Origin of the sequence: Bartonella sp. AA78NXGY (assembly GCF_042197005.1) — a bacterium.
Classification (GTDB): domain Bacteria; phylum Pseudomonadota; class Alphaproteobacteria; order Rhizobiales; family Rhizobiaceae; genus Bartonella.
The window spans coordinates 43,302-63,856 of the sequence record NZ_JBHIRI010000005.1; the positions used below are offsets into that span (position 1 = coordinate 43,302).

Sequence of the window (20,555 nt, forward strand, 5' to 3'; positions counted from 1 at the left end):
AACTTCTTTTATTTTTATTTTAAATAACGAGTTAGGGCGAGTCTTGTGTGGTTTTATTGAAGATGTGCTTTTTAGGTTTCAATCTGGCGCTTTAAATACAATTTTAGAAGTAGCAAAAAAGCTCAATTTCTTCTCTGTTGTGATGTGTTGAATAAGTTTTTTAATTTTCTATAGAGTTTGATTTTTGCAATCATGATAGATTGTGACAGCTATCTATTTAAGGTTTTTATAAGTTTAGTAAGAATAGCTTGATAATAAATCCATTGATTTTTTCATCTTTACGCTTCATAAAAGAATAAGCCTGCACCATCACACACTTTGTCATTTCCCAATGTTGCGACAGCTCTTGACACGGCTCATAAGAGGAGTAGTCCTTTTTTGTACAGTTTATCCATACGCCAATTTCGCTTATGACGTGCAAGCGAATGGTTTTGATTGATTCAACATACACAGATTTGGAATGAGAGAGTTTTAAGATATTCAGCTCTCTCATTTAATATGAAGCATGCTAGATTATGATTATAAATTAAAGCTTTATCTATTTTTGAAATCCATGACTTGGTTGTGTTTGTCAATATTTCATTTTCATTTATCGTCAACTATTCTACTTTTGGATAATGACTTCATTGTAAGGAATACCTTTAAGAAAGCATTCTCGCTTTAAAGAGTCGTTATAGTTTTTTTTGTTTTATAGAAGGATCAATAATGCTAAACATTATACTTTGATAAAAAAAGAAAGTAAATTATGACTATTATACTGAAACCGAGCGAAGTGACGCTTAGTGAACTTGCAGCTATTTATTTTAATGGTGAAGTGAGTAAACTTCATAATGACACGCATTTAGCTATCGAGAAAGGAGCGCAGCGCATTGCTGAAATTGCTGCTGGAAGTGAGCCTGTGTACGGTATTAATACTGGTTTTGGGAAATTGGCTTCCATTAAAATTGATGCGGACAATGTTGCTGTTTTACAGAGAAATCTTATTTTGTCCCATTGTTGTGGGGTAGGAGAGCCTTTAGCTGAAAATATTGTGCGTTTGATAATGAGCTTAAAGCTTATCTCTTTAGGAAGAGGGGCTTCAGGAGTTCGTCTAGAATTAGTAAATTTGCTGGAAAATATGCTTGCAAAGGGCGTCATTCCTGTCATCCCTGAAAAAGGGTCTGTTGGTGCTTCAGGTGATCTAGCTCCACTTGCTCACATGGCGGCTGTTATGATGGGAGAAGGGGAAGCATTTTTTCAAAATATTCGTATGAGTGGGGCGGTTGCATTAGAGAAAGCGGGATTGTCCCCTATTATTTTAGAGGCAAAGGAAGGTCTAGCTCTTATTAATGGGACTCAAACATCAACAGCCCTTGCACTTGCTGGTCTTTTTCGAGGTTATCGGGCATTGTGTGGTGGATTGTTGGCAGGGGCTTTGACGACAGATGCTATCATGGGATCAACGGCGCCATTTCATCCTGATATCCATATTTTACGAGGACATTATGGGCAGATTGCTGTATCGAAAACACTAGAAAAGCTTGTAGAGGATTCAGAAATTCGTGCAGCACATTTACGGGGGGATGAGCGTGTACAAGATCCTTATTGTATACGTTGCCAGCCACAGGTCATGGGGGCATGTTTTGATATTTTGCTGGCAGCAGCAAAAACACTGATTATTGAAGCAAATGCTGTTACAGATAATCCATTGATTTTAAGGAATGGTGAAGTTGTATCAGGTGGGAATTTTCATGCTGAACCTGTAGCGTTTGCTGCTGATCAGATTGCTCTTGCTTTATGTGAAATAGGATCTATTTCTCAACGGCGTATTGCTCTTATGGTTGATCCAGCAGTTTCTTATGGACTTCCAGCCTTTTTAGCACATAATGCGGGTCTTAATTCAGGTTTTATGATTGCTGAAGTAACAGCGGCAGCTTTAATGTCTGAAAATAAGCAAATGGCCCATCCTGCTTCCGTTGATTCAACCCCAACTTCTGCCAATCAAGAAGATCATGTTTCAATGGCTTGCCATGGAGCGCGTCGGTTATTGGTAATGAGCGAAAATCTTTTTACACTTATTGGCATTGAAACGCTTGTTGCAGCACAAGGAATTGAATATCGTGCACCTTTAAAAACAAGTACTTTTTTGCAATCTGTTATGGAATGTCTACGAAAAAATGTTGCTTCTCTTAAGGAAGATCGCTATCTGGCTCCAGATCTTCATCAAGCACATATACTTGTGCGTGAAGGGCACTTATTATCTGTTTTACCAGAAACAATTTTTCCTTCATTAAGTTTTCAATAGTATTTGTTTTAAGGTCAATGCTGAAGGGGGGATATTGAATTTTGAAACTTCCTCATATGAAAATTCCTCATATGAAAATATAGAGGAGAAATGCTATATTTGAATTATTTAATAAATTATATATTTATTACTTTAATAAATTATATATTTATTACTGTATATATCTGATTTTTGTAGTTAACTAGATATTTTGTTATTTTATAGAAACTATAAAATTAAAGCACCTATATTTTCTGATTTATATCAGAAATTTTAATATAAGTTAAATAATATATACGAATTATATATTCGTGATATTGTATTTTTATAAATATAAATTATGATATATGTATTGTATCAAGTAAAAATAAAATTTTTATTTTATATTCTTCTTATTTTTAATACTTTATGAATTTTATAGTTCATTTTTGATATTTAAAATAAAAAAGGAGAAAAGAATGTTTAAAAGTGCTAAATTATGTGTTTTAATAACACTTCTTTTTTTCTCTCAAATTCTTGAGATTCATGCAAATTTTAGGAGAGCTAGCTTTCCAGAGGAAGTTTTCATTATGATAGTGGCCCAAGAGAAAGAGCCTCTTATTTCAGCGAAAAACAAAGATTTTATTGCTATCTCAGGGCAAATTCCCAGAGGTAATGAGAACGCTATCATCGGACCAATAATCAAAGATGCTCTTTTTATCGTATATTTTTTTTTCATTGGAAAGCTTGTCGTTAAGGCAGCTGGAGTCCTTAAAAGATGGGTTGTAGATAGATTTTCTCATGCTTTTGAAAACTTGCGAGATTCGTATTATCATTAATTGAGCTATTCAATTGGCGTAAAAAGTTTGTTTTATGGGCTCAAAGAAAGTTTGCTTAAAGTAACAAAAAATTAATTGTATGCATAGTTAATGTGTTTGTTATGAATTTTTAGGCTTCTATTTCAGTGCACCGAAATAGAAGCCTAAAGTTTAGATTACATTAAGGTTAATTTTCTCTGTAAAAAAACTAGAGAATACGAAATGAATTAAATGACAATTATGAAAAAATTCATTATCACTTTATTTGAATAAAATAATACGAAATTGCAGGCTATAAAAGCTGAATAATTCGCAATAAAAGTATTTTTTCATTGTTTAGAGCAAAGTGTTGGACTGGCTGGTCTTCGATGTTTTTTGAAATATATTTGTGAAAGAAACATGAGGCTTTATTTCTCATAGAGCTGTTATCGTGGTGTGGATTGTCAGCATTTCAAAAAGTAAGGAAAGAAATGGCAATAAATGAACTGAAAAGAGGGATGAGTAAGCGCCAAGTTATTTTTTTAGCTCTTGGTTCTGCTATTGGAACAGGTCTTTTTTATGGGTCTGCACAGGCAATTAAGCTTGCGGGTCCCAGTGTTTTGATTGCCTATTGTATTGCTGGTTTAGCTATTTTTATGGTTATGCGGGCTCTAGGAGAGATGATACTTCATAATCCATTGCCTGGTTCTTTTGCTCGTTATGCGGCAAATTACATATCACCATTAGCAGGTTTTTTAACGGGATGGACATATGTATTTGAGATGATTCTTGTTGGTTTGGCTGATATTACAGCTTTTGCGACTTATATGGGGTTTTGGTATCCTGATGTTGCTCCTTGGGTATGGGCACTGAGTATTACATTAATCATCACAGGTATTAATTTAGCTGCTGTAGAAGTCTATGGTGAACTAGAGTTTTGGCTATCTTCTATTAAAGTTATCGCTATCATTGCGATGATTATTTTAGGAATAGCAATTATTTTTTGGGGGTGGGGTGAAGGTACAGATTTTTCTACCGTTACTGTTCATAATTTATGGAAAAATGGTGGACTTTTTCCCAATGGTTGGTTTGGTTTTTTAGCTTGCTTTAGTGTTGTTGTTTTTGCTTTTGGTGGCATAGAAATCATTGGCATGGCAGTCATGGAAGTTCAAAACCCTCATCAAACGATTTCAAAGGCAATTAATTCTACTCCAGTTCGTATTTTGCTTTTTTACGTCATGACGTTAGCTATTTTAATGTCTCTTTATCCTTGGAATGAGATTGGTCTCATGGATAGCCCTTTTGTATCCATTTTTGAAAATCTTGGGATTTCATATGCAGCAAATATTTTAAATATTGTTGTTGTTACAGCGGCTATTTCAGCAATGAATAGTGGAATGTATGGTGCTTGTCGTATGATCCATGGTTTATCGCAGGAAGGTTATGCTTTAAAAAAGTTTCAATATTTATCAAAAAATGGTATACCAGTTTTTGTTATTTTGATGATCTTCGGTATCTTTCTTCTTGGTGCTGTCCTTAATTATTTTTATCATGAAAAGCTTTTTTTTCTTATTGCCGCAATGGCAACATTTGCGACAGTTTTTGTTTGGATGATGATTCTACTTTCACAATTTTCTATGCGAATTAAGATGCCTAAAGAAGCACAGAATGGTTTAAAATTTCCCATTCCATTTTGGCCAATAGGGTCGATTTTTTCTATTTTATTTATGGTTTTTATTTTTATTCTCCTATGGTACTTTGATGAGACACGACCAGTTTTAATTATAGGTGTTATTTGGATTGCTTGGCTTGTTATTTGTTTCTATGCACTTAAACTTTATAATTTTAAGCAAAAGAAGCTGAATAAAATGTGAATAGAGAAAAAACTCAAAACAAATAGCTGATGTCATCAGGAGAACAGGTGTTTGATTGTTTTCTCTAAAGGTTAGAACAATCTAGATTGAAAAAATCTGCTCGTTATTATTTTGCTTTGGAAGTTTTTGTGAGCCATTGCTTACGGTAACGACAAAATCATATAAATATTAGGCGTTTTTTTGATGGTGAGCTGTGCCATCAATATAAGTCTTTCAGGTTAAAATGCCTAACAGTGCAAATAGATTTTACCAGATACATGATTATAGGCAGATATATTTTTCTAAACGTATTAATGAAGTTCTGTTTCACGAAAGAAGTTATTATAAGAATTGTTTTTTAAGCTCTTTAGAAAATTACTATTGCTTTTAGAAGCGAAGATAAAGTTCTTTATGTATTTTTTCTCAAAGAGGATTGGCGTTGGTAGAAAATAGTGGATAACAAAGTTACATGAGGCATTGTATCATTGTTTTTACAAAAACTTTAATAAACAGCAGCAAGGTATTACAATAAAATCTCATAGAAGAGTAAATTAAAGAGAACAATGAACGTGTGACAGTTTTACGATTCTTATTGCTCTCACAAGAGGAAGGATCAAACTTATTTTTTTAATATTGATACAAGAGTAATTTTTATCACAAGTGGAGGCGGACAAAATGCACTCCGCAACTGTATTTCGGTGAAAAATTATTTGATATTACCATAAAAGGCGCTCAAGAACACTACAACCAGCAAAAAAAATCATCGGAAAGTGGCTTTTTACACGAGAAATCTTCCAATAGCTCTGAACACACACAACAACAATTCTCTCTATCCTTTAGGCAACAGGCAATGTTGATATGGATGTACAATGAGATGCTACGATTATTGCTTCTCATCTGATTTCTGGTCAAGATATCAATGTAATGGGGGAAAGTATGACGATTGTTGGCATGACAGACCATCATAGCAGCCATTCACAGACGCATGAAACAGGTTTTTTGATGGGTATAGATATGACTTTGTAAGCCGATGGATTGGCGGTAATGGCTATACCTACGAGACAATACCTGCTGGTAGTAACTTTTTGATAGAATGGTAGAGAGTGGCTACAAATCCCATAAATTCCCATACCTGTCTTGGAGATGTGGATTATAAATGCCAAAAGTTTTATGGCACGTTTCATTTAGAACAAAAGCCTTGAATTAAATCATGGAGTAAAAAATGAAACAAACTTTAAAATTATTAAGTGCGATAACTCTATTGAGTATAGCCGGATGTCAGTTTAATAAAACTCCTGGAGGGTATTTGAGTGCGTGGGAAAAGCCAGGAACAGATTTTACAGAGATAGGAAAAGGCTTGTTAGAATGTGGTATGCCAACTCCTTATGATGTCGATCCAGAAAATAGAAAGCAGAGCATCAATGCAAAAGCAACAATTTATGCTTGCATGCTTCAATCAGGTTTCCGCTATAAAGATGAAGAGGTAGCAAGAGCGGGTGGGCCATGTTATACTTTTAGAGCCGAAAACTTGCCGATTTGTCGTTCAGGCGCTGTCATCCCGAGGCGCAGTGTCAAGAAGCGCTTGAACAGCCCTTTTTGTAAAAAATATAAAAATGCACCTGAATGCAAACCTTAAGTCTTGCTGTTTGTGACGATCACAATCCCTACCTTCATGTTTCTCATACCCGTACGCGGGGGGCTTAATTCAGCATGTCAATGCTATTTATTTATGGGTACCACAACTGTTGGCGCAATAATATAAAATATCTATTTTGGTTGTAATCAAAATATTGATAATAATTATAAGCATATCGTTGATAGATAGATGATTTTAGTAATAATTTTACCGTATTTTTGATATAATAATTATGGCATAATCTTCGGAAAGATAAAATAATATAGGTTGATAATGTTCATCATTGTTTTGGAAATAAAAAACAGTATGTAAAATAATTTATAGATTGTTTCGTAATATCAAAATTACTCAAGGATAGGAAAATGAAGCAGATTTTAAAATTATTAAGCGGGATAACCTTATTTGTTATGGCTGGATGCTACCCTGAGCAGCCTTCTCGAACAGCTGTAGATGCATGGGAAAAATCCGGTGCTGATCAGCTTGAGATCAAAAAAGCTCTGTTAGAATGTGGAATACAGCATCTTGATGGTCGTCTTGATACAGAAACAAGTACTGATGAGAAATTCAATGCTGAGGAGTCTGTGAATGCATGTATGATCCAAGCAGGTTTCCAAGATAAATTGGGAAGAATGAAGTGGTGTGAGAAATATAAAAATCTTCCAATTTGTCAGCCTGATGCAGTTATTCCTCAGCGAAGTGTAGAGAGGCGTTTGAATAGTCCTCATTGTCAAGAGCATAAAGAACAACCTGAATGTCAACCTTAAGTATTGAGGCTGCTGTAATCAAAAATCCTTCCATTCTTGTTTTTGCATGGGGGGTGGGATTGTTTCTTCAATATCTATATGCTAACAAAAGTCATCTTGCGTGTGAGAAAATATTAGAAGACTTATCAGTCTTTCTATCGTAAATATTGACGGAGGGGGAAATGAAAAAAACATTGAAATTATTGATTGCTATAATTTTATTAAGCTCTGCTGGGTGTATTAGCAAACCTCCCCCATCGACGTTAGAATTATGGGAAAAGTCTGGTGTCAGTAAGTCTATGGTCCAACAAGCACTGTCAAAATGTGGTTGGAAACCAATCTACGCTTCTTCTAAAAATATGGATTCGCGTGCAAGTGATTTTGCAGCAGTTTATGAGTGCATGACTAAAGCAGGTTATCGGTACAAATTACAAGATTCAAAGGGAATCTATTTTTCATCAACGCCGCGAAGTGATTCATTTTTAGTCAATTTAATGGTAGCAGGGTATCAGCAGGTTATGGACAATGATACTTTTGGTGTAACCAATTCGACACAACAAGAGCGAGATTTGATGTTACGTTTTGAAAATGATAAAAAGCGCCAGAAAATAAAAAAAGCTTTGCACAAGTGATCATCACCAGTAGAACATTAATTTTTAAAGCAATAATTAAATAAAAATATTAAACGGGAGAAGAGAGATATAGCTCTTTTTCTCTAATGTAGTTATATTCATCAGCTACGAGATTGGCAATAGTGTTGTTGTCAGATGATGCTAGCGGAGGATAGTGAGTTGTTGTTTAGAGAAATTTATTCCATATAAAGAATGTCAAATAATAGCTTTGCTAAAATATCTTCTTTAACGATAATAAACAGATAGCTTTCATAGAGCTAATTTTGATGAAATTTTATTTTGGTGTTTTTTAAGTTCAGAATGGTGAGTGTTTTACTGTGTTTTAGATTTTATCAAAAGATCTAAAATATTACATTTATTAATTCAAATCATTGATGATAGGGTATTAGGAGAAGTTTTTTATTTATTCAAATTTCTTTGTTAGATATCTAGCATTTTTAATATAGAAATTGTGTACATTAGCTTATACATTAGTGTGCAATTTCTTGTTTTTTTGTTGTAGTTGAAGAGATGATGCGGTTATAGATTTCGTATACTGTATCTTTTTGTGCTGTGTTTTATTAAAACGTTTTAATCGTTTAATCTTAGAAGTTATTCTCATTTTGTTGTATTTTTATTTTTCGGTGGTGAGATAAATTGAATATTATATCTCTTCAAAATTCGCATTTTTTCACGTTTTTTTAAGATTGGTTTTTTGGCCTTTTGTAATTGCAGTTTCCAGCGGTTTTTGAGATGCATTCTTTAAAGGGATTTTCATCCTAAATGGTATTTTTAAACTTTTTGTTCTTTCTTTACATAAAACACAAAACATATTATTGAATGCTATGATTTTATCATAAAAAAAATAAAATAATTTTGTTTGTTTTATTCTTGTTGTGTTTAATTTGTGGTTTATTTTTTTGCCAGCATTTTTTGTTTTTGTTGAAAAAAGAAAGTTTTGAAAAACAATGATAATCAAGGTATCTAACAATCACTTGTATTCGTGCGTTTTTACAGCAGCTATTTTTTCTTTTTTGTTAAATATAAATATTGAGGCACATTCTCATTCATATACATCACTGTCATGTGACAAAAACAAATTACCTTATGAATGCAGTGATGGTTCAAAGCATACAATTAGTGATAAAGTATATAAATTCACGGCGCCTGTTAAAGAAAAGAATGGGGAGGATCGTTCTCTCATGTTACCTGCTGCTATAGTAGTGCAGGAGCCAAATACAGTTATTCAGGCAACGCGTGTAGAGGTTGAAGCTAATGCGGGTATAGAAGATATTTATGGTGTTTTTGTATCACGAGGGGGAAAAATTGTTTTGAGCGATTCAGCTTTAAAAAATGTATCAATAGGTCTTAAAGCTGATAGTGGAATGATTGAGGTTAATCGTGGAACAATTGAGGCTTCTCAGATTGCTGCTTATGCAGAGAAGCGAGGAGCATCTGTTACGTTAACGAATACAAAAATTAAAGTGGAAGGTTTGGGTATCGGTCAAGAGAGTGCTCTTTTCGTTAGGGCTGATGCGGGTATTCAGATGAAAAGTGGATTTATTGATGTGAATGATGCTGCTGCGCTTTATGTGGGGAGAGGGGGGAGTGCGACTTTAGATGGTGTTACCATTGCTTCAAAATATCAAAAAACAGAAGACAAAGAAAATACAAATGAAAAAATTACACATACAGTTTTCAATGTAAAACATCAGGGTTCTGTTTATGTAAAAAATACGAATATTATTTCTACGGATGTTCATGTTTTAACAGTTGGACAAGATTCTAACACGCCATCCAATAACGGCAGGGAAGGAAATATTTTAATTTCGCGGGTTAATATTGAAGATTCAACAATTAAAGCAATAGGTAACAAACATGGTATGTATTTTGAGAGGGATGAGGAAAATGATGCATATGAACAGGGGCTTGTCTTTTTGAAAAGGACGATTTTTGAGGTTCCAGATGGGACAGCTGTTCATAGTCATAACAGTCGTATTTATATTGGAGTAACAGAAGGTACAAAAATTTTTGGTGACTTATTATTAACAGCTAAAAAGGGGGGAAGTGTAGCGGTTTTGGCTAATTCTTCTTCATTGATAGGAGGGACTCGTGTTGCCGATGATTCTATTGCTGAGCTTTATTTAACAGGGGGATCAAAATGGTTTTTGACAAAAAGAAGAGAGATCGATTTGCAAGTTGCAAACCGTACAAGTTCGTCTATTTCATTTGTGAAAGTTTCTGATAGTTTTATTGCTTTTGAGACTCCAATGTTTCAGGAGTATCAGACACTTCATATTGGGAAGGGAGAAAAAGAAGTTTATAGTGCACAAGATAGGGCAGATATTTATCTCAATACACATCTCAGTAGTGATGGTTTGCTCGATAATAAAAAAACTGATCGGCTTTTGATACATGGTGATGTTTCTGGAAAAACGACAGTTTATGTGCAATTTGTTTCAGGAAATCAGGGTGAGATAGCAACCGGTGAAAATGCTCATAGTATTTCACTTATTCAGGTTTCTGGAAAAGCGGCAGAGGATTCTTTTCAGTTAAATCGTGCTTATATTGCATTAGAGGGTTTGCCTTACCAATATTATCTTCATGCTTATGGTCCAGCTTCTGCTCTTGGAAATGCACAAACTTCTCAAAGATTGGTTGAAGGAGATGGAGATTTTTGGGATTTCCGCCTTGAAAGTAAATATATTCAGCCTGCTTTAGAGGTGTCTGCTATTCCCCTTTCTGAGTTAAAGGTCAGAGAGGTTGTTCCACAAGTTCCGACCTATCTTTTGTTACCAAATGCTTTATTTCATATTGGACTCATGGATATGAGTCATCAACAAAAGCAGTTGCAAGTTAGGCGGTCTATTCCTCGTAAATTATTAAAAGTTGAAGGGAACTTTGCTTTATCTGTTCACGGTTATGGTGGGAGTTATCGTTATGTCTCAGATCTTTCTACACTTAAATATGGGTACGATGGTCATGTTGATTATAACGCTATAAAAACAGATATTTTGCTCAAAACAATAGAGCGTGCATATAGTACGACATCTTTTGGGATTATGGGAACCTATGGAAAGCTTTCCTTACAACCTCATAACGTGGAACAAAGTCAAAAGAGTACATTTAATAAATGGTCATTTACGGCATATGCTAGTGTGAAACATTACACTGATTTTTATATAGATAGTTTTTTATCTTATGGTTTGTTTAAAGGGGATGTGCGTAGCCGTGTTTGGGGTAAGACGGCGACATTAAAAGCAAATCCTTTGAACGTGTCGTTTTCTGCTGGTAAAGTGTCTATGACAGGATATAAAGATCTTATTTTTGATCCGCAACTTCAGCTTATTTATCAACATCTTCAATTTGATAAGTTTCGTGATATTGATGGATTTGATGTTGAGATGAAAAAAATAGATCAATGGTTTATGCGTGTTGGTGGGCGTTTAAGTAAAACATTTACAGCCTCTGAAAAGGATCGTATCATTTCTTTTTATGGAAATATTCATCTTGCTCATTGTTTTGGTAAAGAACAATTTGTTTATTTTAAAGATGTTTTTCAGTTGAGTTCTTTTGGTTCTTCCTTAGAAGTTGGCTTGGGTGTCAATTCACAGTTTTCTTCTAAAGTTACACTTCACAGTGATCTTAGCTATCAGCATAGGTTAACCAAGGCTGGTTTTTCTGGAGTTCGTTTTTCTGGTGGATTGCGCTATCATTTTTAAGCAATCTTTTTAAAAATAATAAATGTGATTTTCGAAGTCTTGTTCTACTATCGGAATTAAAACCATTGTTTGTGCAGAATTTTAATTGCTTCTTTTAATAATGGTATCATGTGTTTTAATAAATATGAAAGGATCACCTTGATTTATTTTTATCTGCTATAGCATTTCTCAAATGCTTTAAAAAATTTGTCCATCTGATAAACAGATTAAAATGAGAAAATCCTACAATATCGGGGTTATTATTCAATATGAATAAAGATAAATTATCATTATAAATCAATGTTTTGCCATACGATGCTTAAGGTGTCATCGAGCCATTTGTGGTAATTGCGTGCTTCTTCGTTTGAGTTATGAACAGAGAAAATAAAACCAGGATATCCACCAAATGCTGGTGGAGGTGGTGAAATGTGATTGGTTTCAAAGAAAATGATAGTTCTGGCGGTTTGAGGATGCTGTGCAACCTTATCTAGACCTGAAAATCCAGAAAACCGTCCATACCCATGAAGAGGAATAATATAATTTGCCGCCACTTTTTTAGCTGGGAGTATATCGGGAAGGTCTAAGTTTTTTTCAGCTAAAGCGGCATTCATACATAGTTTTGCAAATGAAATTCCTGTGCCTTGCTCAACAATAAAATGGGAAACACCTGATCCACCTATACGAGCGCCTATCTCAATGATATAAGGTAAATTATTAGCATCTAGGCGTAGCTCTACATGGGCAGCACCCATATTTATACCAAGAGCTTTAACTCCAGAGCATGCAGCCTCACATAAAGCAATAATTAAAGGATCATCTATATCACATCGTTGACGATAAATTGTTTCTTCAAACCATGGTCCCTCAGGCTGTCCCTTGTCTCCAACGGATAGAACGTGTACACCTGCTGTATCAACAAAGCATTCTACGACAAACTCTTTTCCTGGCAAATACTGTTCTACGACTAAGCCTACAGGTTTACTTTTATCATTAAAACGTGCCATGTCTTTATGCTGAACATTCCATACGGCTTTAATGAGATCAGGAAGTTCAGCGGAATTTTTAGCTAACATGACGCCTGCACTTGCCCATCCAGAGACGGGTTTAATAACGACTGGATAATCCAAGGCTTGTGTTTTTGATAGGTCTTCTGGATGATCTATATAAAAGAATCCTGGTGTTCTTAAGCCTGCTTTAGCGAAAGTTTGACGCATGAGATATTTATTTCTGGTTAATGCTGCTACTTCTGGTTCAATACTTGGAGTATTGATTTTTTTTGCAGCCAAAGCTGTCCATAGGATGGCTTCTTCGCGAAGGGTCATAACCCCAGAAATATTGCGTTCTTTTGCTCCTGTTGCAAAAGTGTCTAGAGCTGCCTCTGGGTTATCAAAAACAGGAAGTTGCCAAGTTGAAGTTACTGCTGCAGGGTGTTGAGAGGGAACGCTTTCAGCGGTATCATAGATCATTACTAATTCGATATTAGCTGCTTGTGCTGCTTCAAATATAAATGGTAATTTTGCATTGCGCTGGCAAACTAACGCGAGTTTTTTCATTTTGTTTCCTCATTAAATTTGGAGTTTTGAGAATGGCGTTTATGTTGCCATGTAGATACCTTTGATGCATCTATAAATAAGAGTGTCATCCCTATAACAACTACAATCATAGCAATTATTTTGATCATATTGAGAGAAGGGCTCGAGCCGATTATCCATTCACATGCAATCACTGCAAAAGGGGATAATACGCCGATAGTGTTGGCGTATAATACGCCTCCTTCGGCTAAAACTTTTTGATATAATACGTAAACTGGTGCCGAGCAAACAGTTCCTAAAATCAATATTTTAAATATATCTTCTAACTTAAGATAGAAGAGTGGGGCAGGATCAAAAATAAATAATGGCATAAATGATGCTGCAGAAATTGTCGTGATCCAAGCCAGTGAGGTGAGCAAAGGTAGATTTTTAAGATAACGTTTAGACAATAAGCCATAAGCAGAATAAGAAAGTGCTGCTGTTAAGGCAAGCACTACTCCTATCAGGTTATAATATCCACCTTCTCCACTATTTATATTGAATACTACAGCTGCTACACTGACAATTATCACTCCACTAAGCTTCAGCCATGAGAATTTAAGGACATTTGTCAATGCACCTAATATATAAGTAATTCCTGGAATAGTAGCGAGCACCATGGTTAAATCACTGGCTTTGAGCGATTTTAATGCACCAAAGCTGCATACAAAATACAGCGAAAATCCTAACACTGAGAGAATTAAAAAAGAAGGTATCATGGAAAGCAATGGTAGGGATCTGAAAACAGCTTTCTCACGAAATATTGCAATCAGCCATAAGGTGGCAGCGGTGGCAAACAACCTAAGTCCAACCGCATGCATGACGGGTATATTGCTAACCAAATTCTTAGATAATAACCAACTTATGGAAAACAATGCTAGAATGGCAAAAGTAAATAATAATAATCGTCCTTTTATAAAACTCAATGATTTAATCCTCTAATCACTCGCTGTGCATAAGATGATGTTGAAAAATTAAATCGTGACTGTGAAGTTTGCGGCTTACCAAGATTATTTTGGATATAATCTTTAGCTCCTGCCAAATAAGCGTCACCATCTAATGCTTCAAGTGCTTCTATATCTGCTATCATCAATATTATTACTTTTTCAAGACGCTCCAAATCAAATTGAAGATAACCTTGATTTGTTTCAATCAATGCTTTGTTCCGCATCAATATTTCAAAAAGCAAGATCCCTGTACCAGCATCGAATGTCATATGCTGATCAGAATCTTTTGGATAACGAAATATGCGTTCTAATAGGATAAATTCAGTTATTTCTTTCCAAAATTTTGGATGATTTTGTAGCATAATACGCACTGTAATTAAATCAACTTTAGTTTCTTCTAGAAGACCTGTAAACCAATTTAATTTTATATACAGATTTTTATCCAATGGCCGCGGTCCGGTATGATGTGCATAGTCATGATAATAGCCCCACAAACAGCGAGCATCGTAAATGTCTTCTTTGGATAAGTTACGACTATGCAATTGACCGAACAGGAATTTACTATCTCGACCGAGTAAACGTTCAGCTTCCACAATTGTTTGCTTGTTGTAAATATCAAAGAATTTACTGAAAAAAAACAAAGCAAATGCTTGCTTATCAATTTTTTGAGCAGCTGCTACAGATTCTGGGAATAGAACAATGCAATTGCCTTCTAAAAAACCTCTTGATGCTATTCCCATTTTTATACATTGAAATGGTGATACATAATTATTTGTATATTTTGAGGCGTCAGCAAGATAGGCCGTTTCATGACGATATCCTGTAACTAATTCCAGCCGGAATCCTTCTGGATCAGGTCCATTTTTTGCACGCATTGGAGCCAAGAAAAACAAGGGCGCATCTGGTAATGGGGCTTTGAAAGCAGCCAAAGTGTTATCAAATTTAGGAGGGGTCGTTAAACCGCTGATCATCCACTGATGAAGATCATCAGAAGTGGTCGCTAAAAGTTTTGGAGATAATCCGTCAAGAATATTGGCATGGTGGTTCAGCAGAGTGATCAATTCATTGATCATATTATTATCTGCTGAAGTTGGTTCTTTAATGCTCCCATCTCGTTCTTGGCGCATACGGAATTTGTCAACCAAGTTAACAATGGAAAGAAGCGCTTCAGATTTTTTCATGATTAGTTGACTTTAGTGAGTGGAGCAAAAAGGCCATTGGCACTTGTCCAAAATTTTCGACAATACTCAGCCTATAGCGATTTGCCGCAACCGATGTTGTGATACAAGCATCTGCTTTTTCAGCCTTACAAAGAACGGCTGCATCAGCATTGCTGTTGGCAAATACTTTGTCATATTGATGAGCTACCAAAGATTGCGGGGCAGAATGAGTCGCTACGGTTTTAATTTCATCAATGTTATTGCGTTTAGCTAAAACCATAGAGTGAGTAGGCATGATAAAGCTGTCAAATAATTGCATATCACCTAAACGGGTAAATATGAGTGTATGCAAATCAGGGTAAGCAGCACAGCTTAAGAGATATCCATCCTTTTTCTGAGCAAGTTCATTAAATGCTTCTTCAAGAGTTGCGTATAAGATAATACGGGATCTCGAGTCAGTGGACAAAATATTTTTATTGTGATTGTCAAGCCACCACTGTGCTGCTGCTGCACAGTTAGTATCTGCAGGGCTAAGTGTATAGATAAAAGTATTATTTTCAGATTGCATGATCTCTATTCTTTATAATTATATGCCTAAATTTAAATTAGTGTAATATGATAGAGTATATCAAGAACAATGCGTTAAGTAATTTAGTGCTTTATAAAATAATGTATATGTGAAAGCAAATTTACGATAAATTTTGTCTGTTCATTATTCTATCATGCCGTAAAACAGCGTCTTTTAGGGGAGTAATTGAGCAGAAAAATTCTATGCAGGGTATTTATTGGATATGTTAGAGAATTATTGGAATGGTTAAGCGAAGGTGAATGACACGTAAACCGCACTGCTCTATCATTTTTTGGATGAGCAGCGTTTTTGAATCTGTTCATATTGATAATACTATTATAGGTGAATAATAAGCAAATTGGTAAGGCATGAACATCTTTGCCATAAAACTCAATATGTTTAATTTCTTAATTAAGATAATACTTTTAGAAATTGTTTTACTATTATGATTGTATTAAATATATAAAAGGCAATCATCATTGTCTTGTTTGTAAAAGAAACATGAAATATAACTCTTAAGTTAGATTGAGATTGGCAAGATTTTTTTCTTCTTTGGAATCGTTAAGAAGGTCAGATTAAACCTTATTCAAGCTACAGAACCTAAAGAAACAGTCGTTTTTTTTTTTGAAAAGATCAGAGGTAAACAAATATGCGTGAGATTTTGGATCATGTTGATATGCCATTGAATAAGAAGAGTTCTATTCAAAAGGTTCAAAATCTTTCATTCCAATCACACCCAAAACGGTTTTATAAGCAAGTGAAGATCGCTTGTGAGGAGGGCGGCTTTACGATTTTGTTGGATGAATGTCCTGTAAAAACGCCCGCAAGGCGTCATTTTCATGTGCCAACAGAAGTGTTTGCTGAATATGTTGCTCAGGAATTTGAGAACCAAAAGCACGTTGTTGATCCTGCAAAAATGCCGATGACGCGTTTGGTTAATACTGTTATTGATGGTATCGCTGATGATATGCAGGCGGTTTTTGAAGATTTATTGCGTTTCGTTGCATGTGATATGATCTTTTATCGTGCACAAACACCTAAAGAGTTGGTGCAAAAACAATCTGAACAATGGGATCCTTTATTAGATTGGGCTGAAAAAAAGCTAGGTGCAAGGTTTTATTTGACAGAAGGGCTGATGCATGTGGAACAATCACCAGAAGCACTTCAAGCTGTGAGTCATTATTTACGTAGCGTTGAGTCTGCTTATATGCTTGCTGCACTTCATATGATGACAACCTTAACTGGATCTGCTCTCATTGCTCTTGCTGTTGCTGCGGGAAACATTGATGCTGATCATGCTTGGTCTATTGCCCATTTAGATGAAGATTGGATGATGGAACAATGGGGAACGGATAAAGAAACAATAGCACGCCGTTCTCATAAAAAAGTTGAATTTAAGGCTGCTGCTACAATTGTTACAACTTGTTTATAGGGGAAAATCTTTTATTTACGTGCATTCTTTTCGCTCAGAGTATTTTTGTGACTTTTTGAGGATTGGTTTTTACTTTATCAAGTCCAGGAAATAGTTCATTGGTTATGGTTAAGAGCGCTTCGTCATTACCACGGATAAAATACCATTGGTTATCGTGAAGTAGGGCAATAATTTCAGTTTGAATAGAGCATTTTTTTCCAGCATTTGTTGTGGTTACAAGCTCCACGGGTATAACAAAATAAGGGGTACCATTATCAAGGGTACCTTCACGTTTTTGTTTTTGATCAATGTTGATCGTTTCAATCTTGTAACTTTCTGCCAACCGTTCTATTTGGCTTTTCATGATTTGTAGAAATTGCGATTGATTAAGATTTTTTTTGGCGGTTAAGCGGTTGATGACTTGGGGAGGAATAGCATTTAAGATGGCATTTGCATCGGCATTTTTAAGTGCTTTACTATAAGCAGATGTTGCTTTCTCAAGAGTTGTAAGTTTTTGGTTGGTTATTGTATGTGCTTTAGTTGTTGATGTGATAAAGACAATGCATAAAAGAACGGAAACGAGAAAACAAATTCGCGGCATTAGAAACCTTTGTTAATTCATTTGAAGAGATTCAACACATTATAAAGGAAAAGCGGATGAGCAAAAAGCCTCTTGCGCTTTTGCATGAGAAGAATATCCACAAAAATGGAAGCTTTTGCCTCCATTTTCAAAATCAAAAGAATGCGTATTGATTGTTTAAACAGAATAGTACATATCAAATTCAACAGGATGTGGTGTTGTTTCGTAACGCAAGACTTCTTGCATCTTTACTTGAATGAAGGAATTAATCTGATCATCATCAAAAACGTCGCCAGCTTTAAGAAAGCCACGATCTTTGTCAAGTGCTTCAAGCGCTTCACGCAGGCTTCCTGAAACAGTAGGGATTTCTTTAAGTTCCTTTAAGGGAAGATCATAAAGATCTTTATCCATAGCATGTCCGGGATGAATTTTGTTTTTGATACCGTCAAGACCAGCCATTAAAAGGGCTGCAAATGCCAAATAGGGATTTGCTGTTGGGTCTGGAAAACGAACTTCTACGCGTTTTGAATTTGGTGAGGAGCTCATAGGAATACGGCAAGATGCAGAACGATTACGTGCTGAATAGGCAAGAAGAACAGGAGCTTCATAACCAGGAACCAAACGTTTATAGGAGTTTGTGGATGGGTTGGTAAAAGCATTTATTGCTTTTGCGTGCTTAATAACACCACCGATAAAAAACAGACAGGTTTCTGATAGTCCAGCATATTCATTTCCTGCAAAAATGGGTTTGCCATCTTTCCAAATGGAAATGTGGACATGCATTCCAGAGCCGTTATCACCAAAAACTGGTTTCGGCATGAAGGTTGCTGTTTTCCCATAACTGTTTGCTATTTGATGTACAACATATTTAAAAATTTGCATCTTGTCAGCCTCGCGAACAAGTGTATCAAAACGAATACCCAATTCATGTTGGCCTGCTGCTACTTCGTGATGGTGTTTTTCGACCTGTACGCCCATATCCTTGAGTGCTGTGAGCATTTCAGAACGCATATCTTGGCAGGAATCAATCGGCGGAACAGGAAGGTAGCCTCCCTTTATTCGTGGGCGATGCCCTAGATTTCCTGTTTCATATTCCGTATCATCATTAGAGGGAAGTTCACTTGAATCGAGTTTAAACCCTGTGTTGTAAGGGTCCGTTTTATAGCGCACATCATCAAAGATAAAAAACTCTGCTTCTGGACCCACATTGATTGTATCTCCAATGTTTAAAGATTTCATATACACCTCAGCCCTTTTGGCGATAGAACGAGGATCTCTACGATAAAACTCACCAGAGACAGGATCAAGTACATCACAAAATATGACCAAAGTAGATTGAGCAAAAAAAGGATCAATATGTGCTGTTGCTGGATCTGGCATTAAAACCATGTCAGATTCATTAATTGTTTTCCAACCAGCAATTGAAGAACCATCAAACATGACACCATCACTAAAAGTATCCTCGCTGATCTCTGCGATATCCATTGTAATGTGATGCAATTTTCCTCGTGGATCAGTAAAACGTAAATCAACAAAACGGATTTCGTTGTCTGTAATCTGTTTGATAATATCTGATGCGGTTGTCATATTCAATTTCCTTAATATGGCGTTGAGGTGGATAAAAAAGTGAATTTTCTCGTTATTTATTAAAGGGCATCGATACCGGTTTCGTCCGTGCCTATACGAATTGCATCATCAATGGAAAAGACAAATATCTTTCCATCCCCTATATGTTTGGTTTGAGCTGCTTTACGTATTGCATCAACAGTTTGTTCCAGTTTTTCATCGGACACAACAATTTCAATCTTTACTTTAGGTAGAAAGTCAACAACATATTTCGTACCACGATAAAGTTCTGTATGTTCCCTTTGACGACCAAAACCTTTCGCTTCTGTTACTGTAATACCATGTAACCCAATTTTTTGAAGCGCTTCTTTCACTTCATCAAGTTTGAAAGGTTTTATAATGGCTTCAATTTTTTTCATGCTGAAATTATCTCCAACGTTATTTTGTCTTTTTAGACTGCATCACATTATATTGACAACTGTAAGATGTCCAACAGATACTTTGTGCACAAAAAGTCGAAAATAATGACACTCTATGCTCTGTTAGGAGAGTTTCTTTTGTAGAATACAGCCAAATACTGTTTTTTGGGAAAAAAACTTACAATTCTTATACAGAATTCAAATAATATAATAAAAGAGTTTTGTTTCTTTTTTATTAGATAATATCTTGACTTATAAGGATAATTAGACGCTCTCCACATTGAATGAGAAACTCTAATAGCGTAAGATTTTCTCATTTTAGATCTTTTTATCGTCAATCAATCAAAACGATACTTTTATATATCATAAATAGTTATGAGTGTGTGGATAACAACATTTGAAAAAAGAAATAAAATGCTTTTTATGAAAGCTTTCGATAATTAAAGGCTTTACAATATTAGGGAGTAGGGAAGACAAATATTGGAAAAGAGTGTGATGATGCCGATTCATAAATGTAAAGATGGTGGTGTACAATAATGAGTTTATCATTATAGCATTCATAGGAGCCGTTGTGAAATGGGCTTGAGAGCATTGAGAAATGTTTCTTTAAAACAGATGTGGGAATTGGCAACGCAAATATATTCCGTTTGGGGCGTTTTGTTCCTTCGTGAGGAATGTGATCTTCATTAAGGAACGCGATAAATAAAAGTGTGAAGCAATGGCAATCTTCATTATAAGATATTGCTGTGG

The 20,555-nt window shown here is 35.3% G+C and carries 16 protein-coding genes and 1 pseudogene; 9 read left to right on the plus strand and 8 right to left on the minus strand.

The annotated features are described in order from the left end of the window. Positions 1-745: 745 nt before the first annotated feature. The 7 genes and pseudogenes from hutH (at position 746) to ACFINL_RS04255 (ending at position 7,903) form a co-directional block, all read left to right on the plus strand. Positions 746-2,284, plus strand: coding sequence for a histidine ammonia-lyase (gene hutH, locus ACFINL_RS04225; RefSeq protein WP_375650475.1), 1,539 nt, complete (start codon positions 746-748; stop codon positions 2,282-2,284). Positions 2,285-2,721: 437 nt separating this feature from the next. Next, on the plus strand, positions 2,722-3,081 hold the full coding sequence (locus ACFINL_RS04230) for a hypothetical protein (protein WP_375633777.1): 360 nt from the start codon (positions 2,722-2,724) through the stop codon (positions 3,079-3,081). Positions 3,082-3,530: 449 nt separating this feature from the next. Then, complete coding sequence (locus tag ACFINL_RS04235; protein ID WP_375650482.1) at positions 3,531-4,913, plus strand: amino acid permease; 1,383 nt, start codon at positions 3,531-3,533, stop codon at positions 4,911-4,913. Positions 4,914-5,604: 691 nt separating this feature from the next. Further along, positions 5,605-5,900: pseudogene (locus tag ACFINL_RS04240) on the plus strand (hypothetical protein); the annotation flags it as partial. A 214-nt stretch (positions 5,901-6,114) separates the two neighbouring features. Then, positions 6,115-6,528 (plus strand): hypothetical protein, encoded by a 414-nt coding sequence (locus tag ACFINL_RS04245; RefSeq protein ID WP_375650486.1) that lies wholly within the window; start codon positions 6,115-6,117, stop codon positions 6,526-6,528. Between the two features lie 362 nt (positions 6,529-6,890). Next, positions 6,891-7,292 carry a hypothetical protein gene (locus ACFINL_RS04250; RefSeq protein WP_375611504.1) on the plus strand — a complete coding sequence of 134 codons (402 nt, stop codon included), beginning with the start codon at positions 6,891-6,893 and terminating at the stop codon, positions 7,290-7,292. Positions 7,293-7,453: 161 nt separating this feature from the next. Beyond that, positions 7,454-7,903 carry a hypothetical protein gene (locus tag ACFINL_RS04255; protein ID WP_375611505.1) on the plus strand — a complete coding sequence of 150 codons (450 nt, stop codon included), beginning with the start codon at positions 7,454-7,456 and terminating at the stop codon, positions 7,901-7,903. Positions 7,904-8,573: 670 nt separating this feature from the next. Here ACFINL_RS04255 and ACFINL_RS04260 read toward each other — a convergent pair. Beyond that, the gene (locus ACFINL_RS04260) at positions 8,574-8,873 is read right to left on the minus strand and encodes a hypothetical protein (RefSeq protein ID WP_375650624.1); all 300 of its coding nucleotides are present in this window, start codon (positions 8,871-8,873) and stop codon (positions 8,574-8,576) included. Between ACFINL_RS04260 and ACFINL_RS04265 the strand changes: the two genes are divergently transcribed. Then, positions 8,851-11,604, plus strand: coding sequence for an autotransporter outer membrane beta-barrel domain-containing protein (locus ACFINL_RS04265; RefSeq protein WP_375650490.1), 2,754 nt, complete (start codon positions 8,851-8,853; stop codon positions 11,602-11,604). The two genes, ACFINL_RS04260 and ACFINL_RS04265, sit on opposite strands and share 23 nt — an antisense overlap. A 269-nt stretch (positions 11,605-11,873) precedes the next feature. On the opposite strand, the gene ACFINL_RS04270 is transcribed toward ACFINL_RS04265, so the two are convergent. The 4 genes from ACFINL_RS04270 to ACFINL_RS04285 are packed head-to-tail and all read right to left on the minus strand — an operon-like array spanning position 11,874 to position 15,829. Next, the gene (locus ACFINL_RS04270; RefSeq protein WP_375650495.1) at positions 11,874-13,136 is read right to left on the minus strand and encodes an acetyl-CoA carboxylase biotin carboxylase subunit family protein; all 1,263 of its coding nucleotides are present in this window, start codon (positions 13,134-13,136) and stop codon (positions 11,874-11,876) included. Continuing rightward, on the minus strand, positions 13,133-14,080 hold the full coding sequence (locus ACFINL_RS04275; RefSeq protein WP_375613117.1) for a DMT family transporter: 948 nt from the start codon (positions 14,078-14,080) through the stop codon (positions 13,133-13,135). Before ACFINL_RS04275 ends, ACFINL_RS04270 begins: the two co-directional genes overlap by 4 nt. Beyond that, positions 14,077-15,282 carry a DUF6421 family protein gene (locus ACFINL_RS04280; RefSeq protein WP_375650500.1) on the minus strand — a complete coding sequence of 402 codons (1,206 nt, stop codon included), beginning with the start codon at positions 15,280-15,282 and terminating at the stop codon, positions 14,077-14,079. Before ACFINL_RS04280 ends, ACFINL_RS04275 begins: the two co-directional genes overlap by 4 nt. After that, entirely contained in the window at positions 15,269-15,829 is a 561-nt protein-coding gene (locus ACFINL_RS04285) for a prephenate dehydratase domain-containing protein (RefSeq protein ID WP_375650505.1), read from the minus strand. Before ACFINL_RS04285 ends, ACFINL_RS04280 begins: the two co-directional genes overlap by 14 nt. Positions 15,830-16,478: 649 nt before the next feature. Here ACFINL_RS04285 and ACFINL_RS04290 point away from each other — a divergent pair. After that, the gene (locus tag ACFINL_RS04290; RefSeq protein ID WP_375611512.1) at positions 16,479-17,261 is read left to right on the plus strand and encodes an ATP12 family chaperone protein; all 783 of its coding nucleotides are present in this window, start codon (positions 16,479-16,481) and stop codon (positions 17,259-17,261) included. A 34-nt stretch (positions 17,262-17,295) separates the two neighbouring features. Here the strand turns inward: ACFINL_RS04290 and ACFINL_RS04295 are convergent, their stop codons facing one another. The 3 genes from ACFINL_RS04295 to ACFINL_RS04305 form a co-directional block, all read right to left on the minus strand. After that, positions 17,296-17,841, minus strand: a complete 546-nt coding sequence (locus ACFINL_RS04295; RefSeq protein WP_375611513.1) for a hypothetical protein — start codon at positions 17,839-17,841, stop codon at positions 17,296-17,298. 156 nt (positions 17,842-17,997) lie between these two features. Continuing rightward, positions 17,998-19,407 carry a type I glutamate--ammonia ligase gene (gene glnA / locus ACFINL_RS04300; RefSeq protein WP_375611514.1) on the minus strand — a complete coding sequence of 470 codons (1,410 nt, stop codon included), beginning with the start codon at positions 19,405-19,407 and terminating at the stop codon, positions 17,998-18,000. 59 nt (positions 19,408-19,466) lie between these two features. Continuing rightward, on the minus strand, positions 19,467-19,805 hold the full coding sequence (locus ACFINL_RS04305) for a P-II family nitrogen regulator (protein ID WP_015856528.1): 339 nt from the start codon (positions 19,803-19,805) through the stop codon (positions 19,467-19,469). Positions 19,806-20,555 lie beyond the last annotated feature (750 nt).